15 protein-coding genes and 2 pseudogenes are annotated in these 20435 nt (G+C 69.1%); 11 read left to right on the top strand and 6 right to left on the bottom strand.

Annotated features, from left to right (window positions below; genetic code table 11):
• The first annotated feature begins 21 nt into the window (after positions 1-21).
• Together EF918_RS05290 and EF918_RS05285 are read left to right on the top strand one after the other, a co-directional pair.
• Complete coding sequence (locus tag EF918_RS05290) at positions 22-1560, top strand: AAA family ATPase (RefSeq protein WP_185921601.1); 1539 nt, start codon at positions 22-24, stop codon at positions 1558-1560.
• An 11-nt stretch (positions 1561-1571) separates the two neighbouring features.
• On the top strand, positions 1572-2699 hold the full coding sequence (locus EF918_RS05285) for a hypothetical protein (RefSeq protein WP_125641509.1): 1128 nt from the start codon (positions 1572-1574) through the stop codon (positions 2697-2699).
• Here EF918_RS05285 and EF918_RS37975 read toward each other — a convergent pair.
• Positions 2623-3145: pseudogene (locus EF918_RS37975) on the bottom strand (hypothetical protein); the annotation flags it as partial. The gene EF918_RS05285 and the pseudogene EF918_RS37975 overlap by 77 nt on opposite strands.
• A gap of 72 nt (positions 3146-3217) precedes the next feature.
• Here EF918_RS37975 and EF918_RS05275 point away from each other — a divergent pair.
• The 3 genes from EF918_RS05275 (at position 3218) to EF918_RS05270 (ending at position 7548) form a co-directional block, all read left to right on the top strand.
• On the top strand, positions 3218-3556 hold the full coding sequence (locus EF918_RS05275) for a hypothetical protein (RefSeq protein WP_125641506.1): 339 nt from the start codon (positions 3218-3220) through the stop codon (positions 3554-3556).
• A gap of 111 nt (positions 3557-3667) precedes the next feature.
• Complete coding sequence (locus EF918_RS37970; RefSeq protein ID WP_260609815.1) at positions 3668-4564, top strand: sacsin N-terminal ATP-binding-like domain-containing protein; 897 nt, start codon at positions 3668-3670, stop codon at positions 4562-4564.
• Complete coding sequence (locus EF918_RS05270; protein ID WP_260609814.1) at positions 4561-7548, top strand: DUF3883 domain-containing protein; 2988 nt, start codon at positions 4561-4563, stop codon at positions 7546-7548. Before EF918_RS37970 ends, EF918_RS05270 begins: the two co-directional genes overlap by 4 nt.
• A 151-nt stretch (positions 7549-7699) precedes the next feature.
• On the opposite strand, the gene EF918_RS05265 is transcribed toward EF918_RS05270, so the two are convergent.
• Positions 7700-8503: a hypothetical protein gene (locus EF918_RS05265; protein ID WP_125641502.1), complete on the bottom strand. Its 804-nt coding sequence runs from the start codon at positions 8501-8503 to the stop codon at positions 7700-7702.
• Positions 8504-8534: 31 nt separating this feature from the next.
• On the opposite strand from EF918_RS05265, the gene EF918_RS05260 reads away from it, so the two are divergent.
• The 4 genes from EF918_RS05260 (at position 8535) to EF918_RS05245 (ending at position 13425) form a co-directional block, all read left to right on the top strand.
• The gene (locus EF918_RS05260) at positions 8535-9590 is read left to right on the top strand and encodes a hypothetical protein (RefSeq protein WP_125641499.1); all 1056 of its coding nucleotides are present in this window, start codon (positions 8535-8537) and stop codon (positions 9588-9590) included.
• A 704-nt stretch (positions 9591-10294) separates the two neighbouring features.
• Positions 10295-11674, top strand: coding sequence for a hypothetical protein (locus tag EF918_RS05255; protein ID WP_260609812.1), 1380 nt, complete (start codon positions 10295-10297; stop codon positions 11672-11674).
• 29 nt (positions 11675-11703) lie between these two features.
• Positions 11704-12882 carry a NucA/NucB deoxyribonuclease domain-containing protein gene (locus tag EF918_RS05250; protein ID WP_260609810.1) on the top strand — a complete coding sequence of 393 codons (1179 nt, stop codon included), beginning with the start codon at positions 11704-11706 and terminating at the stop codon, positions 12880-12882.
• Between the two features lie 18 nt (positions 12883-12900).
• Positions 12901-13425 (top strand): hypothetical protein, encoded by a 525-nt coding sequence (locus EF918_RS05245; protein WP_125641496.1) that lies wholly within the window; start codon positions 12901-12903, stop codon positions 13423-13425.
• Positions 13426-14266: 841 nt separating this feature from the next.
• On the opposite strand, the gene EF918_RS05240 is transcribed toward EF918_RS05245, so the two are convergent.
• Both EF918_RS05240 and EF918_RS05235 read right to left on the bottom strand, forming a co-directional pair.
• Complete coding sequence (locus EF918_RS05240; protein WP_125641493.1) at positions 14267-15625, bottom strand: class I SAM-dependent RNA methyltransferase; 1359 nt, start codon at positions 15623-15625, stop codon at positions 14267-14269.
• Positions 15626-15801: 176 nt separating this feature from the next.
• Positions 15802-17850 (bottom strand): APC family permease, encoded by a 2049-nt coding sequence (locus EF918_RS05235; RefSeq protein ID WP_125641489.1) that lies wholly within the window; start codon positions 17848-17850, stop codon positions 15802-15804.
• Positions 17851-18079: 229 nt separating this feature from the next.
• Between EF918_RS05235 and EF918_RS05230 the strand changes: the two genes are divergently transcribed.
• Both EF918_RS05230 and EF918_RS05225 read left to right on the top strand, forming a co-directional pair.
• Entirely contained in the window at positions 18080-18748 is a 669-nt protein-coding gene (locus tag EF918_RS05230; protein WP_125641486.1) for a TrkA family potassium uptake protein, read from the top strand.
• Positions 18745-19407, top strand: a complete 663-nt coding sequence (locus EF918_RS05225; RefSeq protein WP_125641483.1) for a TrkA family potassium uptake protein — start codon at positions 18745-18747, stop codon at positions 19405-19407. The genes EF918_RS05230 and EF918_RS05225 overlap by 4 nt, the downstream gene beginning before the upstream one ends.
• Positions 19408-19505: 98 nt before the next feature.
• Here EF918_RS05225 and EF918_RS05220 read toward each other — a convergent pair whose 3' ends face one another.
• Both EF918_RS05220 and EF918_RS05215 read right to left on the bottom strand, forming a co-directional pair.
• Positions 19506-20276, bottom strand: a complete 771-nt coding sequence (locus EF918_RS05220) for a DUF3159 domain-containing protein (RefSeq protein ID WP_125641479.1) — start codon at positions 20274-20276, stop codon at positions 19506-19508.
• Positions 20277-20279: 3 nt separating this feature from the next.
• Positions 20280-20435, bottom strand: a pseudogene (locus tag EF918_RS05215) (OB-fold tRNA/helicase-type nucleic acid binding protein); the annotation flags it as partial.

Below are 20435 nucleotides of genomic sequence, written 5' to 3'. Positions count from 1 at the left end.
ATGATCAAGGGGGGAGTGGACGTGCACCTGGTCGAATTGGAGCTTCCAAACTATCGCGGCCTGCGCGATTTCCATCTCAACCTTCACGACGCCCGTGATGTCGGTGTCCTCGTAGGGCGTAATGGGCGCGGCAAGTCCAGGGTCTTGCATGCTCTGGTAGAGATCTTTGGAAGTCTCCGGCGATCCAAGAAAGCCAGCTTCAGCTACGGCGTCAAGTATATTCACGGAGATCTAGCCGTCCACGTCGTCCAGAAGACGGCGGGGTCACAACCGACGATGAAAATTTCAGCCAGTGGCCGTGCCGCTGAGCAGGTGAATGGCGCGCACTGGCACCATCATCTTCCGGACCATGTATTCGGCTATCAGGCAAGTGGAGAATCTGTTTGGGACGAGGAGTTCGAACGTCACGCAAAGGCCGATCTTGACGCCGCCCGAAAGCAGGGAATGGATCGCCTCGAGAGCCAGCCGGGGCTGCGGTCGCTATTCCAGTGCGACGGACGGCACCTTCCGCTAATTCTCCTCGCGCTCCTACCTGATTGGTCGGAGAGGTTTAGCCGGTACACGGAGAAGCATGTCGGAATTCAAGGATTCGCTTCGGCCGACCTAACGGTACGACGGCCCCCGTGGTTCAGAAATTCTTCGCATGCTGCACTGCCTTACTGGGGACTTCAGGGATTTGCGCCGACTCTCTTTGACCAAGTAGCGTCCATGGGACGGTTCGGCGCAATACCCGATTCCTCAATTCCCAGCAATTATGACGATTTCCGGATCACTATCGCCGCACCCGACGATCTCGCGAGCTTTCTAGGTCTGTTCGCCTCGGATGCGACGATGTTCGCCACTCTGGAGCGCTTGCAGACCGCAGAAATCTTGACGGCGGACGTCAGGCTGATCACAAGCAGCGGTGATCAGATTCGGCCGCAGGATCTGAGTGCAGGCGAGCAGCAGATGCTCGTAGTCCTCGGAATGCTCCGCCTACAGCGAGGCGAGGAGTCCCTCTTCCTCCTCGACGAGCCAGCCTCGCATTTCCACCCTGCATGGAGTCAGAGTTGGTATGCCTCGATTCGCGAGATGCTGGAGGATGGACAGAGGTCGCAGTTCATCGCCACGACGCATGATCCCGCCCTGGTATCCAATGTTCCCCGTGAGCAGCTCAGGATCCTTCGGCGTGCGAATGATGGTTCGACATGTGCGGAGATGCCGGCTGACGACCCTCGCGGTCGCGGAGTCGGCGGAATCTTGACCTCCGAGCTTTACGGACTCACCAGCCAGCTCGACAGCTATACCCAGATGTTGATCGACGAACAATACGAGCTTGCGGGGCGCCGAAAGCTTAGTCATGACGAGCTCGATAGACTACGGGAGCTCAACGAGAAGCTCGAGGAACTCGGCTTTGCTCCATCTCATCGGGAGAAGGCGGTCGAGCTATTCTTGGCCGAACTAGATCGACGCCGGAAAGAACTCATCTCCAGCGCGACCGGAGACAGCTATCCGAACTCTCAGGAGCTTGCAGCGTTGGCAGCCCAACTCTTCGATCAGCGCTTGACCCGGGGGCTCTGACAGTGCGGCACGTGGACAGCACTCGGCTGAGTGTACCGCCACAGTGGCGTGCCGACGCCGACGCCCTGGAGAAGCAGGTCGATGAATGCAACGGCGACAAAGTAAAGCTTCAAAAGTTCTTCGAGCGGAGAAACACGTCCCACTGGACCAAGCTTCGAGCCGAGCTAGTGGACTTGTGCGGCCGGAAATGTTGGTACTGCGAAGGCAAAGTTTCCCATAGCAGACTACATATCGATCATTTCAGACCCAAAGGACGGGTCACCGAAGATCCCTCTCACACAGGCTACTACTGGCTAGCTTTTGTTCCCCAAAATTTCCGCCTTGCATGCGAATTCTGCAACTCGTCAACGGACGATGTGACAAATGGGTCACGAAGAACAAAGCATGACCACTTTCCTTTGCTGAACGAGTCTGCGCGTATTCGCTCTCCCGGGGGCGAGCTGAGCCGCGAAATGCCCGTCCTGCTCGATCCTCTGGTTGCGAGTGACAGTGTAATGCTGTCCTTCGATATGGTAGGTGTTGCGCGACGCAACGCGCTGACGCCCCGTACCCCACTAGAGAGCGTAGACCGGGTTACCGAGAGCATTCGAATATTCAGGCTCGATCGAACTGGTCTGACAGAAGGCAGACGGGTCGTGATGGGCGAGGTAGTGGACCTTGCGAAAGCCCTTGGCGTTTTTCCGCAGGCTGAGGAATGGATCCGGGCACGCATAGCCACAGAAGCCGAATACAGCAGTGCTGCCCGTGCAGCCTTGCGGACGGCCCGCGGGCTACCAAACGTTTGTCAGGCCTTTCATGACGTACTGTTGGTTGACGAGTCCGAGGTAACCGATAGCGATTCAACTCGCGACTTGAATCTCAGCCTGCCCAGACTGATTGAAACCGGTGTCCTGAGTCCCGGCGTCGAACTGATCGGATCGACAGCGCTAGGCGATGTCCACGCAACCTTGATCGCCGACGGGCGTGTTGAACTCGGCGCACGAGCGTACGCCAGCCCTGAGTCGGCCGCCGCAGCGGCCGGAGCCGAGGCCAGCAGCGGCTGGCATTTCTGGACCATCGAAGTTAACAGTGGACGTGTTTCGATCGCAGAAATTCGTGACACGTACGCATCGGCTCGGTCCCAACACCATGAAACCTAGTACTGCAACGGTCTTTTCTGTGACGGTGTGTTGGTTTCGGGGTGGTGTGTGGCCGCGTTGTTGGTAGTGGCTGATGCGGGGTTGGAACTGTCGTTTGCGTCGCCAGTGTGACCAGTGCAGGACGTCGTCGTTGCTCGGTCGGGGTCGGGTGAGGTGGTGGATCAGGCGTCGGATTTCGGGAGGGTGAGGGGTATGAGCTGGGAGGATCCGTTTCTGCTTTCCCCGTGTCGAGGTCGCGGGCCCGCAGGACGGTGAGGCAGGCGTGGGCGGGTGGCCATTGCCAGGGTGATGTGGCGGTGCCAGCCGTCGTAGCGGCGGACCTGGCAGTCGTCCAGGCCGCATTCCTGTTTCGCGCTCTGGAAGCATTCCTCGACTGCCCACCGGCTTCCCGCGACGCGGATCAGCTCGTCCAAGGTGGTTTCGGCGGGGCAGTAGGCGATGTAGTAGCCGGTCGCGGTCGTCCGTCCAGGAGGCGGGCAGATACAGACGCCGGTCGATCAGCGTGCGGCCATGCACGCATGGGCGAGGAACACCTCGGTGACGACGACTCGCTGACGTTGGACGACTATGCCGAGGCCGTGCTGGGAGCGGTCGGCGCGCGGCGTGATCTGGTGGTCGTGGGGCAGTCGTTCGGTGCGTTCACGGCGCCGCTGGTCTCCGCCCGCCGGCCGGTGGGGGCGCTGGTGCTGGTGCTGGTGGCCGGGATGGTCCCTGCGCCCGGCTTCCTGCGCCGCCTCGTACGGGAACGTCTCGGGGTGGTCCCCGAGGAGATCGCCGCGGGCCACTGCGTCGCCCTGGGTCACCCGGCGGAACTGGCCGCCGTCCTGACCGGCGCCGAGACGGGCGGCCCGGGCTGAGGCCCTCCCGTCTCCCTCCTTCCGGTGCTCTTCCGCTTGTCTTCCCGTTCGTGACACCGCGGGCCGGGGCGAGCGGTAGCGTCTCGGCTGAGACGGGGCGAGGGGGAGTCGGTGGGGAACGTGCGTGCCGGGCAGTTGCAGGAGTTCGCGGACTTCGTGCTGGGCGGGGCCCGGTCGGAGGAGGTCCGTCGGATGGGCCGGCAGGTCAACGCCGCCACCGACGAGTACGCCAAGGCCTATGCCGGCCGGTTCCTCCTGGAGTTGCTGCAGAACGGGTACGACGCGCACCCGAGGGGCAGTCGCGGTGGCCGGGTGCACGTCCTGCTGGACGAGGACGAGGGCGAGTGGGGGACGCTGTACGTCGCCAACGGCGGCGACCCGTTCACCTGGGAGAACGTGAAGCGGGTGTGCGAGCTCGCCAGGAGCTCGAAGGTCGTCGGGGAGGGCATCGGCAACAAGGGGGTGGGGTTCCGCAGCGTCCTGCTGATCAGCGAGGCGCCGGAGATCTACAGCGCCGATCCCGACCGCCTCGCCGACCTCGTCGACCCGGCCGACCCCACCGACCTCGCCGACCCGGCCGACGTCGTCGACCCCGCTGGCGCAGTCGACCCCACCCGGCCCGGCGGACGGGAACTGGACGGGTACTGCTTCCGGTTCGCTTCGCGCAGCGATCTGGAGGAGTTCCTCGCGGGCGAACCGGACGCCCGTGAAGTGGCGGCGGAATTCCCGCTGCTGCAGGCTCCGTTGCCGCTGACCGAGGTGCCGCCGGTGTGCCGGGAGCTGGCGGCGCGGGGACACGTGACCGTGGTGCGGCTGCCGCTGCTGGAGGGCACGGCCCGCACCGAGGTCCGGGGCCGGCTGCACGAGCTCGCCCGCGCCCAGGTGCCCGTCATGCTGTTCCTCGACTGGGGAACGTCGCGGGGAACCTGCTCGCCGCGCCGGGCGAGTTCCTCAGGAAGGGCGAGCAGGTCGAGGACTGGCGCGCCTTCCTCGCGGAGTGCGGTGTGACCGACGGGCTGGCCCCGGTTGCGTCCGCCGGCGCGGACGTATGGGAGGAGGGCCGGCAGCTGGTCACCCGCCGGCTGGTCGGGATGGCGAAGCTCCCGCCCGAGGTGGAAGCGCAGTGGGAGCCGCACGTGGGCCGCTCCCGGTCCGGTGCGCACTATCCTCAGACCCTGTACAAGGGGACTCCCGCCTACCGCCTGCCCGGGCAGGGCGTCGTCGAGCGGCTGGGCGAGCACGTTCGGTTCGCCTACGCGCGGCTCGTCCTGCACGGACTCGCCCGCTGGGGGAACGCCCTGTTCAGCAGCACGTGGGCCAGCAGGGGGAGCCAGAAGGAGCAGCGGGAGTATGTGCTGACGCCGTTGGCGGCCTTCGTCCGGGAGCAGCCCTGGCTGCCGGTGCGCGGCCGGGACCGCACCGCGCGGTTCGTGCCGCCGGCCGAGGTCTGGCACTGCCCGGACGGCTCGGAGGAGGAGCCGCCGTACCTCCTGACGTGCGACCACCGCGTGCGCCACCTCCTGGCTCCGGAGAAGGTCCGCGACCGGCTGCGGAGGCTGGGCATGCCGACGTGGGACGATCCGCAGGACAGCGGGCGGGTCCTCGCGGCCGTGGGTCGGCTGGTGGCGGAGGGCGCCTTGGGCGGCGAGGACCGGCCGGCGGCGCAGCGGGCCAATGAACGCGCGTGGCAGCACTTCGCACAGCAGCCCGGGGCGGCCCTGCAGGAGGACGTTCCCCTGCTGGTGGAGGTCGGCGAGCAGCCGGCCGCCGTCGTTCCGTCCGCGCTGGACGAAGAGGGCTCGGTTCTCTACGTGGGCGATGGGCGGCAGGGCCTGAAGGCGCTGCTGGTCCGTGAGATGCGGCGTCCGCTGCTGGTCGCGCCCGGGGTCGCCGTCGAGGTCGCGGGTCTGCTGGGACGCGGGCGCCGCCCCGGCGCGGTCCGGCGGCTGGCCGATGCGGCGTTCGCGGTGAGCGTCGACGGCGAGCGGGTGGACCCCGGCACCTCGGGGGAACCGCTCGTCGGCCACCTGCCGTGGCTGCCGTTGGCCGTCGCCGTCCTCGCCGACCACGCCACGAGCGGCCCCCGGGCGAGTGAAGCGGTGCTGAGCGCGCTCACCTCCGCGGTGCGGCGGGTGCACCTGCGCCGCTACCGCGCCTGGGAGATCGAGCTCGACGGGCGTCCCGTGACGATGCCGCACCGTCTGGGCGGGGTCCTGCCGCTGGCGGATCCCGAGCACCCGCTGCTCCTGGCCCCGCAGGCCGAGCCGGGCTGGGGCGAGGTGCCCCGCATCGTGGAGGCGGTCGGCGACCTGATCGACCGCCCGGACCTCGGCCCCCGGCTGCGGCTGGCCGTCTTCTCCCTCGCCTCCCTGTACGCCGCCGTGCCCGCGCCGGGGGACGAGCAGCTGGCCGAGGCCCTCGAGGTCACGCCCTCCCAGCTGCAGCAGACGCGCGACCGTGTCGACGGGGCGATCGGCCTGGTGGTGGAGCGCTGCTATCCCTTCCTCGCCCACGCTCTGGGCGTCGAGGAGGCACGGGGGCTCACCGTGCCGGCGCCCCGGGACGCGGCGGACTTCCGGGCCTCGCTGGAGCGGCACGCCGACGCTCTGCCGCTGCCGCCGCAGGAGTTCCTCGCCCGGGCCCGTTCGGCTCGGGACCTGGACGACCTGCGGTCCCGACTGGGCGTCGGCTTCGCCGAGTTCAACGCCACGCTGGGGTCCCTGGGTCCGGACCACGGACCGGTCAGTCACGCGGAGGCCCACGAGGAGGCGCTGCACCAGTACCTGGACCTGCACGGCAAGGACATCGTGGACCGGCTGCGCCGGGTCGCGGTGGCGGACTTCGACGCCCGCCGTCCGATGCCGCACTGGCCCGCGCTGCGCTCCCTGGAATGGATCGGCATCCCGCCAGAGTGGGCGTACGCGGTGGAGAGCGCCGGTCCCGCGCTGCTGGAGGAGCACGTCGAAGCGCAGCTCACCCGCCGGTTGGGACGGCCGACGCCCCGGACGGGCGAACAGCTCCCGGGCCGCGAACAGGTCCGCAGTACGAACCGGCGGACCATCAGCGCCATGGCCTCCGAGCTCGCCGCGCTGGTCAAGGCCGCCGGGCGGAGCCTCCCCGCGGTCCTCGCCGCACCAGACCCGGCGGCAGCCGTCATCACGCACCTGGATGCGGCCGGTGCGCTGGACTTCCGTTCCCTCGCCCCGGCCGACGTGGTGCTCTGGCTTGCCGCCACGGACGCGTGGCCGCCGGGGATGCACCCCACGGCCGAACCGCACCTGCACGGGCTGACCCGGGCTGACCTGGACCGGGCGCGCGACGAGGCGGGCCGGGAACGCGAGGCGCAGGAGCGCCGCCGGCAGACGGTCGGCATCGGCGGCAGGGACGTCCTCGTAGCGTCCGGTGACTTCACCGAGCTGACGGCCGAACTCCAGCGGATCGTCGACCGCGGGCTGCTGCCGCAGGGCCGTGCGGTGTTCAGCCGGCGGCAGACCGCTCCGGCGAAGCGGTCCTCCGGCCGGGGGACCGTGCGCACCGGGCGGCCCGGCGGCGGGGACGCCGGGCTGTCCCAGGCTCAGCGCGAGGCCATCGGCTACATGGGCGAGTGGTACGCCTACCACTGGCTGCGGGCCGCCTACCCGACGCGTACGGACGAAAGCAGCTGGGTCTCCGCCAACGCCGGCCGGGCCTTCCCCGGTGTGCGCGGGGACGACGGCCTGGGATTCGATTTCAGGGTGGGGTCGGGCAAGCGCCCCCTCATGTTCGAGGTGAAGGCCACCCAGGGCGACGGCGGGCGCATCGAGCTGGGCGAGAGCGAGGTGCGCGAGGCGCAGCGCTCCGCGGGGAACGACCGGTGGCGGCTGCTGGTGGTGAGCCACGTCCGCGATCCGGAGCGGATGGCCATCCGGATGCTTCCGAATCCCTTTGGCAAGGAGGGACGGGGACGGTACCGGGAGGAGGGGGGCGCACTGCGCTTCTCGTACTGGCTCTGAGGGAGCGCGGTTCCCTCGGGTGCGTGCGCGGCGCCGGGACCACGGCCGGAATCGGCCCGGCGCCTCGCCCCCCGGCGCCGCCCGGCGCCCGTCCCCCGGCCGGGCCGCAGTCGCCGCGGGAGGCGGTGCGGTCCGGCCGGGGGGGCGGTGGTCACAGGCGGCGGGTGGGCCAGTGGCCGGTCGTGGTCCAGCCGAGGAAGCGGCGGGCCAGCCCGCCCAGCGCGGTGCCGTCCGGGAGGAAGGCGCCGCCGGAGGCGACCATGCGCAGGCCGGCAACGGCGGGGGCGAGGCGGGCCGCGGTGTGCCAGGGCTGGCGTGCGGCTTCCGCACCGATCCAGTCCACCAGCGCCGTCTGGCGCTCGGGGGTACACAGCGAGAGGTGGAACAGCATCTGGCGCAACGCGTACGCCGCGTCCTTCACCGTGGCCAGGGGGTACGGGTGGTCGTGCGCGCGGGCGACCAGCCGGCAGGCCGTGATGAAGGCGGCCCGGGCCAGGTCCTCCCAGCCCGCCGCCGGCTCCACCCCGGCGAGCCGGACGAGGACGGCGAGGTTGTGAGTGGTGAGGATCTGCGCCTGCTCGATCACGGTGCCGTTCGCGGCCGGCGACCAGGACCGGGCGCCGGATCCGGCGCCCGCCGAGGCCTGTTCGGCGCGCTCGACGCACATCCGGCCGAACGCGGCTGCGGGTGCGGGCCGTCCGGCGGCGGAGGCGGGGGCGCCCTGGGCGCCGCGGGCGAGGCTCTGGGCCGCCTGGAGCACCGCCATGCTCCGGACCGCCGCGCAGTCGATGCCGTAGTAGCGCGCGTAGAGGCTGCCTTCCAGCAGGTCGGCGGCGACGCGGGCGGCGGTCAGGAACTTCGGGGTGAAGCTGCCCATGAAGATGTCGGCCGCGAGTTCCTCCACGAGCGGCGCCGGCAGCTCCACCTGCCGGGCCAGGTGGGACAGTTCGCTCACCAGGGAGTTGGGCAGCAGCGTCCCCGGGAACGTGCCGATCGCCAGCTCGCCGAGCCGGCGCAGCGCGCTTTCCGCCGCGGCCCTGGCCTGGGCGGCGGCGTCCGGGTCGGTGCTGTGGGCGGCGAGCGCCCCGACCCAGGGCAGCTCGTCCCGCCCGCTCCTGGGTGGAACACTGCCCTTCCTCGAAGGCCGCCGGCTCTCCCCCCACGACTACCGACTCTTCACCCGTCTCAACGACTTGATCCTCGCCGGGAGCGCCACCCGCGAGCTCATACCCCTGCGCGACCGGTCCTTCGAACTGTTCGGAGACGAAAAGTTCCTCGACGGCATCCACGACGCGAAATGGGTTACCGACGGTCTCCTCAGCATCGACACGCACCTGCGTGCCTACCTCACCCCCGAGCCCCTGAACATCATCGAGCTCGGTCCGGCGCCATGGCTGCTCATCGTCGAGAACACGGCCACCTTCGACAACCTCCGCCGCATCCTGCGGCAGTGGCCCTGCCCTCACGAAGTGGGCTGGATCGCCTTCGGAGACGGTGATCGCATCGCCGCCAGCATCACCACGCTCCCCGAGCGCCTCAGCGAAACCGGGCATCCGCTCACAGAGATCCTCTACTACGGCGACCTGGACTACGACGGGCTGCACTGCGTCACGCTGGCCAGCCAACGGTCCGTGGCAGCCGGCCTTCCCCCACTCACCCCGGCAAGCGGCCTCTACGCGGCACTCCTCACGTGCGCCCGGCGAAGCGCCACCGCCATCGCCCCTGACGCCGCCCGCACCGTCAGCACCTGGCTCCCCGCACCGCTCGCCGCCCGCACAACTCTCGCGCTCAGCAGCGGAACCGTAGTACGCCAGGAAGCGCTCCAGCTCACCACACTGAGCCGACGTCTCGTACCCGCCCACGGGGACCTGCGCTGGCAACTCGCGGCTGTACCCCCGACGAGAACAGGCCCGACGGGTAGGAGCACCGTCAACTCCGCCATAGGCACGCCACGTCGCCCGACCGGTGTGTCAAAAACGGAGGCCCCGGGACCCGGGGTCTCCGCGCGTTTCTGCGTGCCCACCCTCCGGGGCCGCGGGTGAAGGAAGAACCAGGCGATCAGCCGAAGCGTCCACCATCGCACCGACCTTGTCTGACGGCTTCCCGGCCGAGGTCCAGCACTTGTGACCGACCCGCCATAGGCGTAATGCGTAGGTCTCAGGTTCGAATCCCAAGGCTGCTCAGAGAAGGCCAGGTCAGATGCGTCCGACCTGGCCGTCCTCGCAGGACGCCGGAACCGCGCCTTCCGGTGAACAGGCGTGGCAGTCGGTCCTCGAAGCGACTCCAGCAGTGCTCCGCCGCTGGTCAGAGGGGTGGGCGCGGCGAAACGTATGGGTCTCTTCTGAGCGCTCGGCCGAAGCTTCGAGTCCAACCAAGGCGCTCTCATGGGCTGGTCAGCAGCCCATACGGCCATTGCGGCCCGTTCCCGATCGACCATCCTCTCCTCAGTCCACGGTTCACACGGACCGCGTGGAGATCACAGCTGGCGAAGTCGCCCACCACACTGGCCGGCCTCGCCCATCGCGAGCCTCCTTCCCTACTCTCGGGCGATACGTGGGGACCTGTCACCAGGTCCCCACACACATCCTTTCGGCGACTTGCCTCCGCATGCTCGCGTCGGGAATCGCAAACCCCGTAGCCGCCCAAAGAGTAGACATCCGGCCAAGTCGGTAGATAACCCAGTGGCGCATACATCTGTTCGATAGGTTCACGCGGTCACGTCATTGATCAACGAGATCGGAGACATGTGTTCCGCGCGAAGAGAAGGCTCGCCGCATCCTTATCCGCAGCGGCATCCGCCGCAGTGCTGTCCCTGGCAGCAGCCGCACCGGCAAGCGCGAGTCCACCCACCGCCAGTTGCAGTGAAACGCATCAGGCCAGAATCGTCTTCTGGGCGGTGGCGTGTTCACAGCCCGGCCAGCCGGTGATCGGCGCCTTTGCCACCTGGCGAAACACACCCATCACGTTCGACAGTGCGGCGCCCCAGGGGACGACGGTACAGGCGTCGAACTACCTGACCATGGTGCCCAACACCGAGGGCGGCATGTTCGCCAACCACATCGAGCTCGGACTGTACGCGGAGAAGACCGGCCCCACGGGCAGTACGTACGGTCCGCGATGGACCGAGGTCGGCAACAGCGGCGGCAAGACCCACGCCATCACCCAGGGCATCGACCCGGACAAGCCGAACAACGTCAACCACACCTACATGACGATTCGGCAGGCCAGCGGGGACCAGTGGGACGTGCTGTACGACTTCAACTGGGTCGGCTCCACCACCGACCAGTTGAAAGTCCCGCGGGGCAACCCCAACCGCATCGACATCGGCCTGGAGGTCATGGGTCCGCAGTACGTAACGGTCCCCGAGATAGCCAACCGGGTCCAGTACATGGCCGAGAACAAGACCTGGTCCCGCTCCGCCACCGCCGACACCGCGCAGGCTGTCACCTTGGGCATCTGCGGCCAGAAGAGTCCGTGGGACCCGAACTTCACCTACGCTCCCCCCAACTGCTTCAACGCAAAGCTGACCGACAACACCAAGTTCACACAGTGGACCGTCAGCAAGCCTGGCGCGGCCGGCTCCTCCCCCGTCGCGCCGCGAACCGCTCCGTTCGTGCCGCAGTCGGCACCCGGCCGTGTCGACCCTGCCCCAGTCGGCACGTTCAACGGGACTGACCAGGGCGCACTCGCCCGGTGTATGGCCGAGGACCCCAACAGCTGCCTTGCGACGGTGCCGGGGCTGGCCGAGTGCGTACGCACCGCCAAGCAGTGCAACGCCGCCGCTCTGACACCCACGGCATCGCGCCCCACGCATGCGCCGTCGGCGCGGTCCGCAACGCCTCCGCTTCCGTCGCCGGTGGAGATCCGTGGGCGCGCTGCGGCAGCGTTCGGCGTCCCGGTGCAGGACGTTCACGTCAGCACGGGCAGCAGCCGCGACACCGCGGGCAAGACGGCGCCTTCGGCCGACCCGCAGCCTGAAGCTGGTGCCGTCTGGACGGTGGAGTCGCAGGCGACGACCAAGGGCCTTTCCGCCCGCGGCACCGCCGTCCGCGGGTTCCGTGCCACCTACTCGGCCGTGAGCGGCCAGCTCCTTGACGCCTGCTGGGGGCAGATGTGCGCCCGATGACCCGTACTGTCCCCCGTTCAGGAGCCCCCATGCGTCTGCCACGTGACCCCATGGCCGGCCAGCGCCGCTCTCATCTGACCCGCCGGACGAGCGCGGTGTTCGCGGCCCTGTTCGCCTTCCTCCTCACCGCCACGACGGCTGCGACCGCCGCGCCGGAAGAAACGATTCGCCATACCCTCGCGGTCAACGGCCCAGCCGCCGACGAGGGGAACCTGCGCACCGAATGCGCTGCCCACCCCGAGGCCAAGACCAAGAAGGGCTGGATCAAGAACCGCTTCGAGACATGCGTGCACCAGCCCGTCTACCTCAAGCTCCTCGACGACAGGCGGCGGCTGCGCGGCGAGCTGTGGTTCGACCTGTGGATGCTCGGCTTTTCCTACGACGGATCCCGCCGCGTGGACTACGTCACCAGCATCGAGAACATCCGGGCCAAGGCCGTTGCCGGTGAGAACCCGGCCACCTGGAAGCTCGGACAGTCCTTCTCCCATTCGATCAACGCCTCCGCCAGTGACCCCAACCCGGCCATGACCAAGCCGGCAGTGACCAGCCGCGAGGACACCATCGAGCAGTGGAAGACCAAGCCCCAGTGGGTCCTGACCTACACCTCCCCCGACACCGGCCGTGTGGACGCCGCCAACGCACAACGCGTCGCCGGGCAGGTCAACCTTGCAATGAACATCACCTCACCGACAGCCGTGCCCTGGGTCGACTCGAACATGGCGTACTCCAACGTCCGCTTCGACTACACCGGGCGGGCTGCCGGAAAGCACAAGGGCACGGTGTTCGTCGAGGCCCGTGTCGAGCTGACCATGAGTCTGAAAGACCCGGAAGTCGATCAGAGCGCCCGGCACATCCTCGACGCCCAGCAGCTGCCCGAACGCACCTTCCCCTCGTGGCCCGGCAAGTCCGTCCCCGGTTCCAGTGAGCCCCTGCACCGCCTGATCAACCGCGATAAGCAGGACGCGAACCGGGACGTGGCGATCGCCACCTGCAACGATGTCTGGGGCAACTACGAGGGCAGCGGCCTGGAATGCGACGAGTATCCCTTCTCCAGCACCTACGAAGGCGCCGCGAAGAACGACAACCGATACAGTGCCCGGCTCATAGACGGCCGCGACAACCGCAAGGGAGGCGAACGCATCCAGAAGGTGTATGAGGAGAACCGCATCCTCGACAACGACCCCTTCTACGTCAAGATCGTTCCCTGAGACCCGCCGAGGACTTCCGTGACCATCCTTGCCGAACACCGGCTGCAGGCCGTCCCCGACCGCCGGGTCATCGAGCTGTACGACGCCGACGCCTACGTCGGCACATCAGCCGTCCTGGACCAGCTCGACGAACACGTGGTGGCCGGCGACGGATACCACCTCTACATCGGCAGCCTGCAAAGCGGCGTCGGCGTCGGCGTCACCATCCGAGTCCACAACGCCCCACCCTCCACCTGGCCGCCCGCCGACGGCAGCACGGAACTGACCTTGGAGTGCGCAACCGGCACCCTGGTCGTCGGCGAGTTCACCGCAGGGGTCGCCGGGGAAGTCGAGCTCCCCCGACCCGGCGTCTACCAGGTCCGCGCCTCCTGGCAAGGACGCGAGCCAACAGCCCACCAGGCCTCGACCATCCGCATGCGCGCCGTCGAGGAACAGTGGAGCCGCGCCGCCACACGACAGGCACTGGACGCCCTCGCAGGCTCCGAAACGTACTGCTTCGACATGTGGTACCTCCACGAACCCGAAGACGACATGCCGGAATGACCGGAGCCGGAGCAAGTCTGGTGAGCCCGGCGCACCCCGCGCCGGCCTCACCACCGCTCGCAGCCGCGGCGAAGCCCGCTCTGCCCGACAGTAATTGAGGACGGCACAAGGGGAGTTGGCACACCAACAGAGGGTGGTCGCGGAAAGTTGAGGCGGCCCGGCGGTACTGCTCCCAGAGCGCCTGGGCGCCGGGCCTGGCCCGCGCACGCCATATCGGCCCGGGATGAAGCTGACCCTATCCGCAACGGATCCCTCGGCGAGCCCGTCATCAGCTGCTTCAAAACCGCCCGGCGCCCCCTCCCGGGGCGTCGGGCGACACGCGGGCCTGTACAGGCCCGGCGGGCGGGCCCCAACGTCCAGCCGATGCTGCCGTCGCCGGGCGCTCCTCCACACGAAGCACATCTCTGGGCGTTACCCGCACCCTTACTCGGCACCAGCAGGCCGACACCCTCCTCGCTTACGAGCCCCGACCCCTGCGGCACCTAAGGTGACCACCCGCCCCCCGGACGCGTTCACCAACCGCCTGAACATCTCGCCCGCGGTGTTTCCCCGGCCCGCCGCCACCCCGGCGATCGACTACAGAGTGTTACCACGCACGGGATTGTCCGAGACGCCCGCAGGGGAAGGGCAGCACGGCTCGACTGCGCGAAAGCCACCTCCCCGACGGGACACCGTCTCGGGAGGCGACTTTCCTGCCATGACGGCCCGTCAGAAAAAACGTCCGGCGTGCGTCAAACGTGCGTCACGCGTGCGTCACGTGCGTCACGTGCGTCAGATTGGCGTCAAGATATCGCCCGTAACGCACCTACTGCGCATAACGCACACTCGCCAAAACCGCAGGTCAGTGACCCTTTTCAACGGGCTCAAGGATCGCGACACACTCGACATGATGGGTCATCGGGAACAGGTCGAAGACGCGGAGGGTGCGGACGCGGTAGCCGTGGTCGCGGAAGTAGGACAGGTCGCGGGCGAGGGCGGCCGGGTCGCAGGCCACGTAGGCGATGCGGCGGGCGTGGAGGGAGGCCAGGTGGCGGACCGTCTGCTTGCCGGCGCCGGCGCGCGGGGGGTCGAGGACGATCAGGTCGGCCTCGGTGATGCGGGTGCGCGGGAGGATCTGCTCGACCTTGCCCTGTTCGATGCGGACCCGGGGGAAGTCGGCCAGGTTGTGGCGGGCGTCCTCGACGGCGCGCTTGCCCGCTTCGATGCCGAGGACGGCGCCCGTCTCGCCGAGGCGTTCGGCGAGGGCTCCCGCGAAGATGCCGACGCCGCAGTAGAGGTCGAGGGCCATCTCGCCCTTGCGCGGCATCAGGCCCTGCATGACGGCCTTGACCAGGGTGTCGGCGGCCTGGGGGTGGACCTGCCAGAAGCCGCCCATGCCGACACGGTAGGTGCGGCCGTCGGAGCGTTCGCGGACGAACGGGCGGCCGTGGACGCGGTGGACGCCGCCGTCCTTCTCCTCCACCCGCAGGACCGAGACCGGCTTGTCCAGCTCGACCAGGGGCAGGCGGCCCCCGGGGACCGGGGTCAGGACGACCTGGCGGTCCTGGGAGCCCGTCGCGGCGATGGCCTCCACCGAGGCCATCTGGGGCCATTCACGCTTCTCGATGCCCAGTTCGGTCACGCCCGGCGCCGCGATCATGCAGTGGTCGATGACCTGGACCTCGTGCGAGCGGTGCTTGCGCAGGCCCGCGCGGCCCTCCGCGTCGACGGCGTACTGGACCCGGGTGCGCCACTGCGGGACCTGGCCCGCGGGCAGCTTGTCGCCCTCGGCCGGCATGACCGTGCCGTCCCAGCCCGCCTCCTCGGGGGTGAGGCCGGCGAGGCGGCGCAGCTGCTCGGCGACGACCTCGCCCTTCAGGCGGCGCTGGGCGCCGGGCTTGGCGTGCTGCCAGTCGCAGCCGCCGCACAGGCCCGGGCCGGCGTACGGGCAGGGGGCCTCGACGCGGTCCTTGGAGGGGTCCAGGACGCGTACGGCGTCGGCGCGCAGGAAGCGGGAGTCCGCGTCGCCCTCGGTGACCTTGGCGATCACCTTCTCGCCGGGGAGGGCGTGGCGGACGAAGAGGACGCGGCCGTCCTCGGTACGGGCGATGCAGTGGCCGCCGTGCGCGACGGGGCCGACCTCGACCTCGTACTCCTCCCCCACCAGGGACGCCTTCTCCTCCCCGCCGACCGGTGCGTTCTTCTGGTTCTGCGGGGTCATGGGGGTGGCTCCAAGGAGGTCGGGGTTGCGGACTGCGGGTGGGCGGCCTCCGGCGCCGGCGGCACAGCCGGTCGGCGGCTCGGGCGGCGACCCTTCAGTCTACGTGGATCCCGCACCCGGCCCGACCACGCCCGACAAGGCCGGCCGGGCCGAGGCCCGGCCGGCCGAGCCGTGCCCTACGGCTTTCCGCTCGGCTCCTTGCGGCGGGTGTCCACCGGGCCGCGGCGGACGGCGCCCGGGGCGCTCCACTCCTGGCGCTTCCTGGCCCGCTTCTTCGCCGCTTCGGAGGAGGCGAGCTGGTACGGGACCGAGGTGACCATGACCCCCGGCGTGAAGAGCAGGCGGCCCTTCAGGCGCAGGGCGCTCTGGTTGTGCAGCAGGTGCTCGTACCAGTGGCCGACGACGTACTCGGGGATGTACACGCTGACCGCGTCGCGCGGGTTCTCGCTGCGCAGGCCCTTGACGTACTCGATCACCGGGCGGGTGACCTCGCGGTACGGCGAGTCGAGGATCTTCAGCGGAACGTCGATGCCGCGCCGCTCCCACTCCGCCTTGAGCGCCTTGGTCTCGGCCGGGTCCACGCTGACGGTGAGCGCTTCGAGCTGGTTGGCGTGCAGCAGCTTGGCGTAGGCCAGGGCCCGCAGGGTGGGCTTGTGGAGCTTGGAGACCAGGACGACGGAACGGACCCGCGAGGGGCGGACGTATTCGTCGGGGCGCTCCTCGGCGGCGGCGATCTCGTCGGCGACCTTGTCGTAGTGCCGGCGGATGGCCGTCATGGTGCCGTAGAAGATCACCATGCCGAGCAGGGCGACCCAGGCGCCGTGGGTGAACTTGGTGGCGAGGACGACGGCCAGCACCAGGCCGGTGAAGGTCGCGCCGAAGGCGTTGATGGCGCGGGAGCGGATCATCCGGCGGCGCGCGGCGGTGTCCCTCTCGGTCTTCAGGTGCCGGTTCCAGTGCCGGACCATGCCGATCTGGCTGAGCGTGAAGGAGACGAACACGCCGACGATGTAGAGCTGGATCAGCTTGGTGGAGTCGGCGTCGTAGAGCCAGACCAGCAGGATCGCGGCGCCGGCGAGCAGCACGATGCCGTTGGAGAAGGCGAGCCGGTCGCCGCGGGTGTGGAGCTGGCGCGGCAGGTAGCGGTCCTGGGCGAGGATCGAGCCGAGCAGCGGGAAGCCGTTGTACGCGGTGTTCGCGGCAAGGAACAGGACGAGCGCGGTGGCGGCGGCGAGCAGCACGAAGAAGAAGCTGCCCGGGCCGAAGACGGCCTCGGCGACCTGGGAGATGACCGGGTTCTGGACGTAGCTGTCGCCGACGGGGACGCCGTTGCGCAGCAGGTCGGTGGCGGGCTTCTCGGCCATCCGGACGTCGGTGGCCATGGCCAGCCCGATGATGCCGCAGAACATGGTGACGGCCAGCGCGCCCATGAGGGCGAGGGTGGTGGCCGCGTTCTTGCTCTTGGGCTTGCGGAAGGCGGGGACGCCGTTGCTGATGGCCTCGACGCCGGTCAGGGCGGCACAGCCGGAGGAGAAGGCGCGCAGCAGCAGGAAGACCAGGGCGAAGCCGGCGAGGCCCTGGTGTTCTGCCTTGATCTCCAGGTCGGCGGTGGGGGCCTGCATGGTGTCGTCGAGGACGAGGCCCTTCCAGGCACCCCAGGCGATCATGACGAAGACGCCCGCGACGAACACGTAGGTCGGAATGGCGAAGAGCTTTCCGGATTCCTTCACGCCGCGCAGGTTCATCAGCGTGAGGAGAAGGATCATGACGATCGCGCTGAGGACCTTGTGCTCGATGACGAAGTCCACCGCGGACCCGAGGTTCTCCACGCCGGAGGCGATGGAGACGGCCACGGTCAGGACGTAGTCGACGAGCAGGGCGCTGGCCACGGTCAGGCCGGCCTTGGGCCCGAGGTTGGTGGTGGCGACCTCGTAGTCGCCACCGCCGCTGGGGTAGGCGTGCACGTTCTGCCGGTACGAGGCGACGACCGTGAACATCAGCACCACGACGGCGGCCGCGATCCAGGGGCTGTACTGGTACGCCGACACGCCCGCGACGGAGAGGACCAGCAGGACCTCGCCGGGGGCATATGCCACCGAGGAGAGCGGGTCGGAGGCGAAGACGGGAAGGGCGATCCGCTTCGGAAGGAGCGTTTCCCCGAGGCGGTCGCTGCGCAGCGCCCGGCCGATCAGGATCCGTTTGGGCACGTCGGTCAGTTTGGACACGCAGAGGATCGTAAGCGTTCGAAATCGGCGCTGCCCAACCACCTGCCGATTCCTCCGGGAATTCGGCACCGGAGTACCACAAGAGGCTGCCGCTCGTGACCGGAGGGCCGCAAGGGGTCACCCCGGCGGACCACCCGTGTGTACCTTGGGCAACGGTCTGAGACCCTGTTAAGCCTGAGCATGAACGAGGCTGGAACCGATACAGCCGCCGACAGCCGGAAGGACGGCCGTGCACATCGTCATTATGGGCTGCGGAAGGGTGGGCTCCGCCCTTGCGCAGACCCTGGAGCAGCAGGGGCATACCGTCGCTGTGATCGACCAGGACCCCACCGCGTTCCGTCGGCTGGGAGCGGGATTCGGCGGGCGCCGCGTCACCGGGGTCGGCTTCGACCAGGACACCCTGCGCGAGGCCGGCATCGAGGAGGCGGGCGCCTTCGCGGCCGTCAGCAGTGGTGACAATTCCAACATCATCGCCGCCCGCGTGGCGCGCGAGATGTTCGGCGTGGAGAACGTCGCCGCCCGCATCTACGACCCCAAGCGCGCCGAGGTCTACCAGCGTCTGGGCATCCCGACGGTGGCGACCGTCCGCTGGACCGCCGACCAGATGCTGCGCCGGCTGCTCCCCTCGGGCGCGGAGCCGCTGTGGCGCGACCCGAGCGGCGGCGTGCAGCTCGCCGAGGTGCACACCTCCACGGCGTGGATCGGGCACAAGGTCAGCCGGCTCCAGGAGGAGACCGGTGTCCGGGTGGCGTTCCTCACCCGCCTGGGCGAGGCCATGCTGCCGACGTCGCAGACGGTGCTGCAGGAAGGTGACCTCGTCCACGTGATGATGCGCACGGACGAGATCGACAAGGTGGAGGCGGCCTTCGCCGAGGGCCCCGAGGAGGCACAGGCATGAGGGTCGCGATCGCCGGAGCCGGCGCGGTGGGCCGTTCCATCGCGGGCGAGCTGCTGGAGAACGGCCACGAGGTGCTGCTCGTGGACAAGGCGCCGACCGCCATCTCGGTGGAGCGGGTGCCGCAGGCCGAGTGGCTGCTGGCCGACGCCTGCGAGATCACCTCGCTGGACGAGGCGGCGCTGCAGCGCTGCAACGTGGTCATCGCCGCCACCGGTGACGACAAGGTCAACCTGGTCGTCTCGCTGCTGGCCAAGACCGAGTACGGGGTCCCCCGGGTCGTGGCGCGGGTGAACAACCCCAAGAACGAGTGGCTCTTCAACGAGTCCTGGGGCGTCGACGTCGCGGTCTCCACGCCGCGTCTGATGTCGGCCCTGGTCGAGGAGGCCGTGAGCGTCGGTGACCTGGTGCGCCTGCTGCGCTTCAGCCACGGCGACGCCAACCTGGTCGAGCTGACCCTGCCGGCGGAGTCCTCCGTGGCGGGCACCCAGATCAGCGAGATCAACTGGCCCCAGGACACCTCCCTGGTCACCATCATCCGCGGCAACCGGGTCCTGACCCCGCACCCGGAGGAGACCCTGGAAGCGGGCGACGAGCTGCTGTTCGTGGCCGCGCAGGCCCGCGAGGAGCAGCTGGAGGAGCTGCTCCAGGCCCGCCGCTAGCCGTCCGGCACGCCGCGCACGTCGAAGGGGGGCCACCCGTGGGGCGGCCCCCCTTCGACATGTCCTACGGGCCTGTGCCGGGCCCGGGTCCTACGGGCCTACGCCCCGCCCCGGCGGGCGGCCTCGCGGGCCTTCTCGGCCGCCTCCTCCGCCTCGTACTCGGCGATCACGTCGATCGGCGGCGGGGCCTTGGCCAGGAAGACCCAGGTGAAGTACACCGCCAGCACCATCGGCGGCAGCTTCAGCGCCACCAGCAGCCAGCCGAGCTGGGTCTCGTCGCCCCAGAAGTACAGCGGGAAGAGGATCGCGTACTTGGCCAGGAAGATCAGGCCCCAGGCCAGCGAGGCCTTGGTGTAGGCCTTCTTGCGGCCGGGGTTGCGGGTCCGCCAGGAGAGGTTCTCGCGGAAGACCGGGCCGAGCATCACGCCGAGCAGCGGGAAGCCCACCAGGGCCGAGACCGTGAAGGCCACGCCGAGGCCGGCGCCGTAGATCATACCGGGCAGGTAGAAGCCCTTGGCGCTGCCGGTGAACAGGGCGAAGGCCACGCCGACGCCGACGCCGAAGACGCCGCTGAAGGCGTGCTTGACGGTGTCCCGGCGGGCCAGTCGCACGATCACCAGCAGCACGGCCACCGCGCCCGCCGCGATCGCGGACATCGTCACGTCCTTGTTGAACGTGTAGATCATCACGAACAGCAGGCCGGGGAGCATCGTCTCCACGGTGCCGCGGATGCCGCCGAAGGCGTCGAAGAGCGCCGCCTGGGTCACCGCCTTCACGTCGTCCTGACCGGACGCCCCCGGCGTCCCCGGCGAGCCGGGGGACGAGGGCGGGGTGGGCGACGAGGGCGTCGGCTTGTCGAAGGACGTCACCGGCTAGTGCTCCTGTCCGAGCGGTCGGAGTTCGTACTTGGGGTTGAACAGCACACGCCGTCCGTGGCTCATCGCGATCCGCCCGGAGGCGATCAGCTTGCGCCCGGGTTCGATTCCCACGATCGAGCGACGCCCGAGCCAGACCACGTCCAGCGCGGC

The organism is Streptomyces sp. WAC06614 (assembly GCF_003949795.1).
Taxonomy (GTDB): domain Bacteria; phylum Actinomycetota; class Actinomycetes; order Streptomycetales; family Streptomycetaceae; genus Streptomyces.
The sequence above is the reverse complement of the archived record's forward strand: the minus strand, read 5'-3'. Positions and strand labels throughout refer to the sequence as shown.

Coding starts and splice junctions, on each gene's coding strand:
- EF918_RS05275 (WP_125641506.1), top strand. CDS start 3,218: ATGGGCGAGGAACACCTCGGTGACGACGACTCGCTGACGTTGGACGAC.
- EF918_RS05250 (WP_260609810.1), top strand. CDS start 11,704: ATGCGTCTGCCACGTGACCCCATGGCCGGCCAGCGCCGCTCTCATCTG.
- EF918_RS05240 (WP_125641493.1), bottom strand. CDS start 15,625: ATGACCCCGCAGAACCAGAAGAACGCACCGGTCGGCGGGGAGGAGAAG.
- EF918_RS05225 (WP_125641483.1), top strand. CDS start 18,745: ATGAGGGTCGCGATCGCCGGAGCCGGCGCGGTGGGCCGTTCCATCGCG.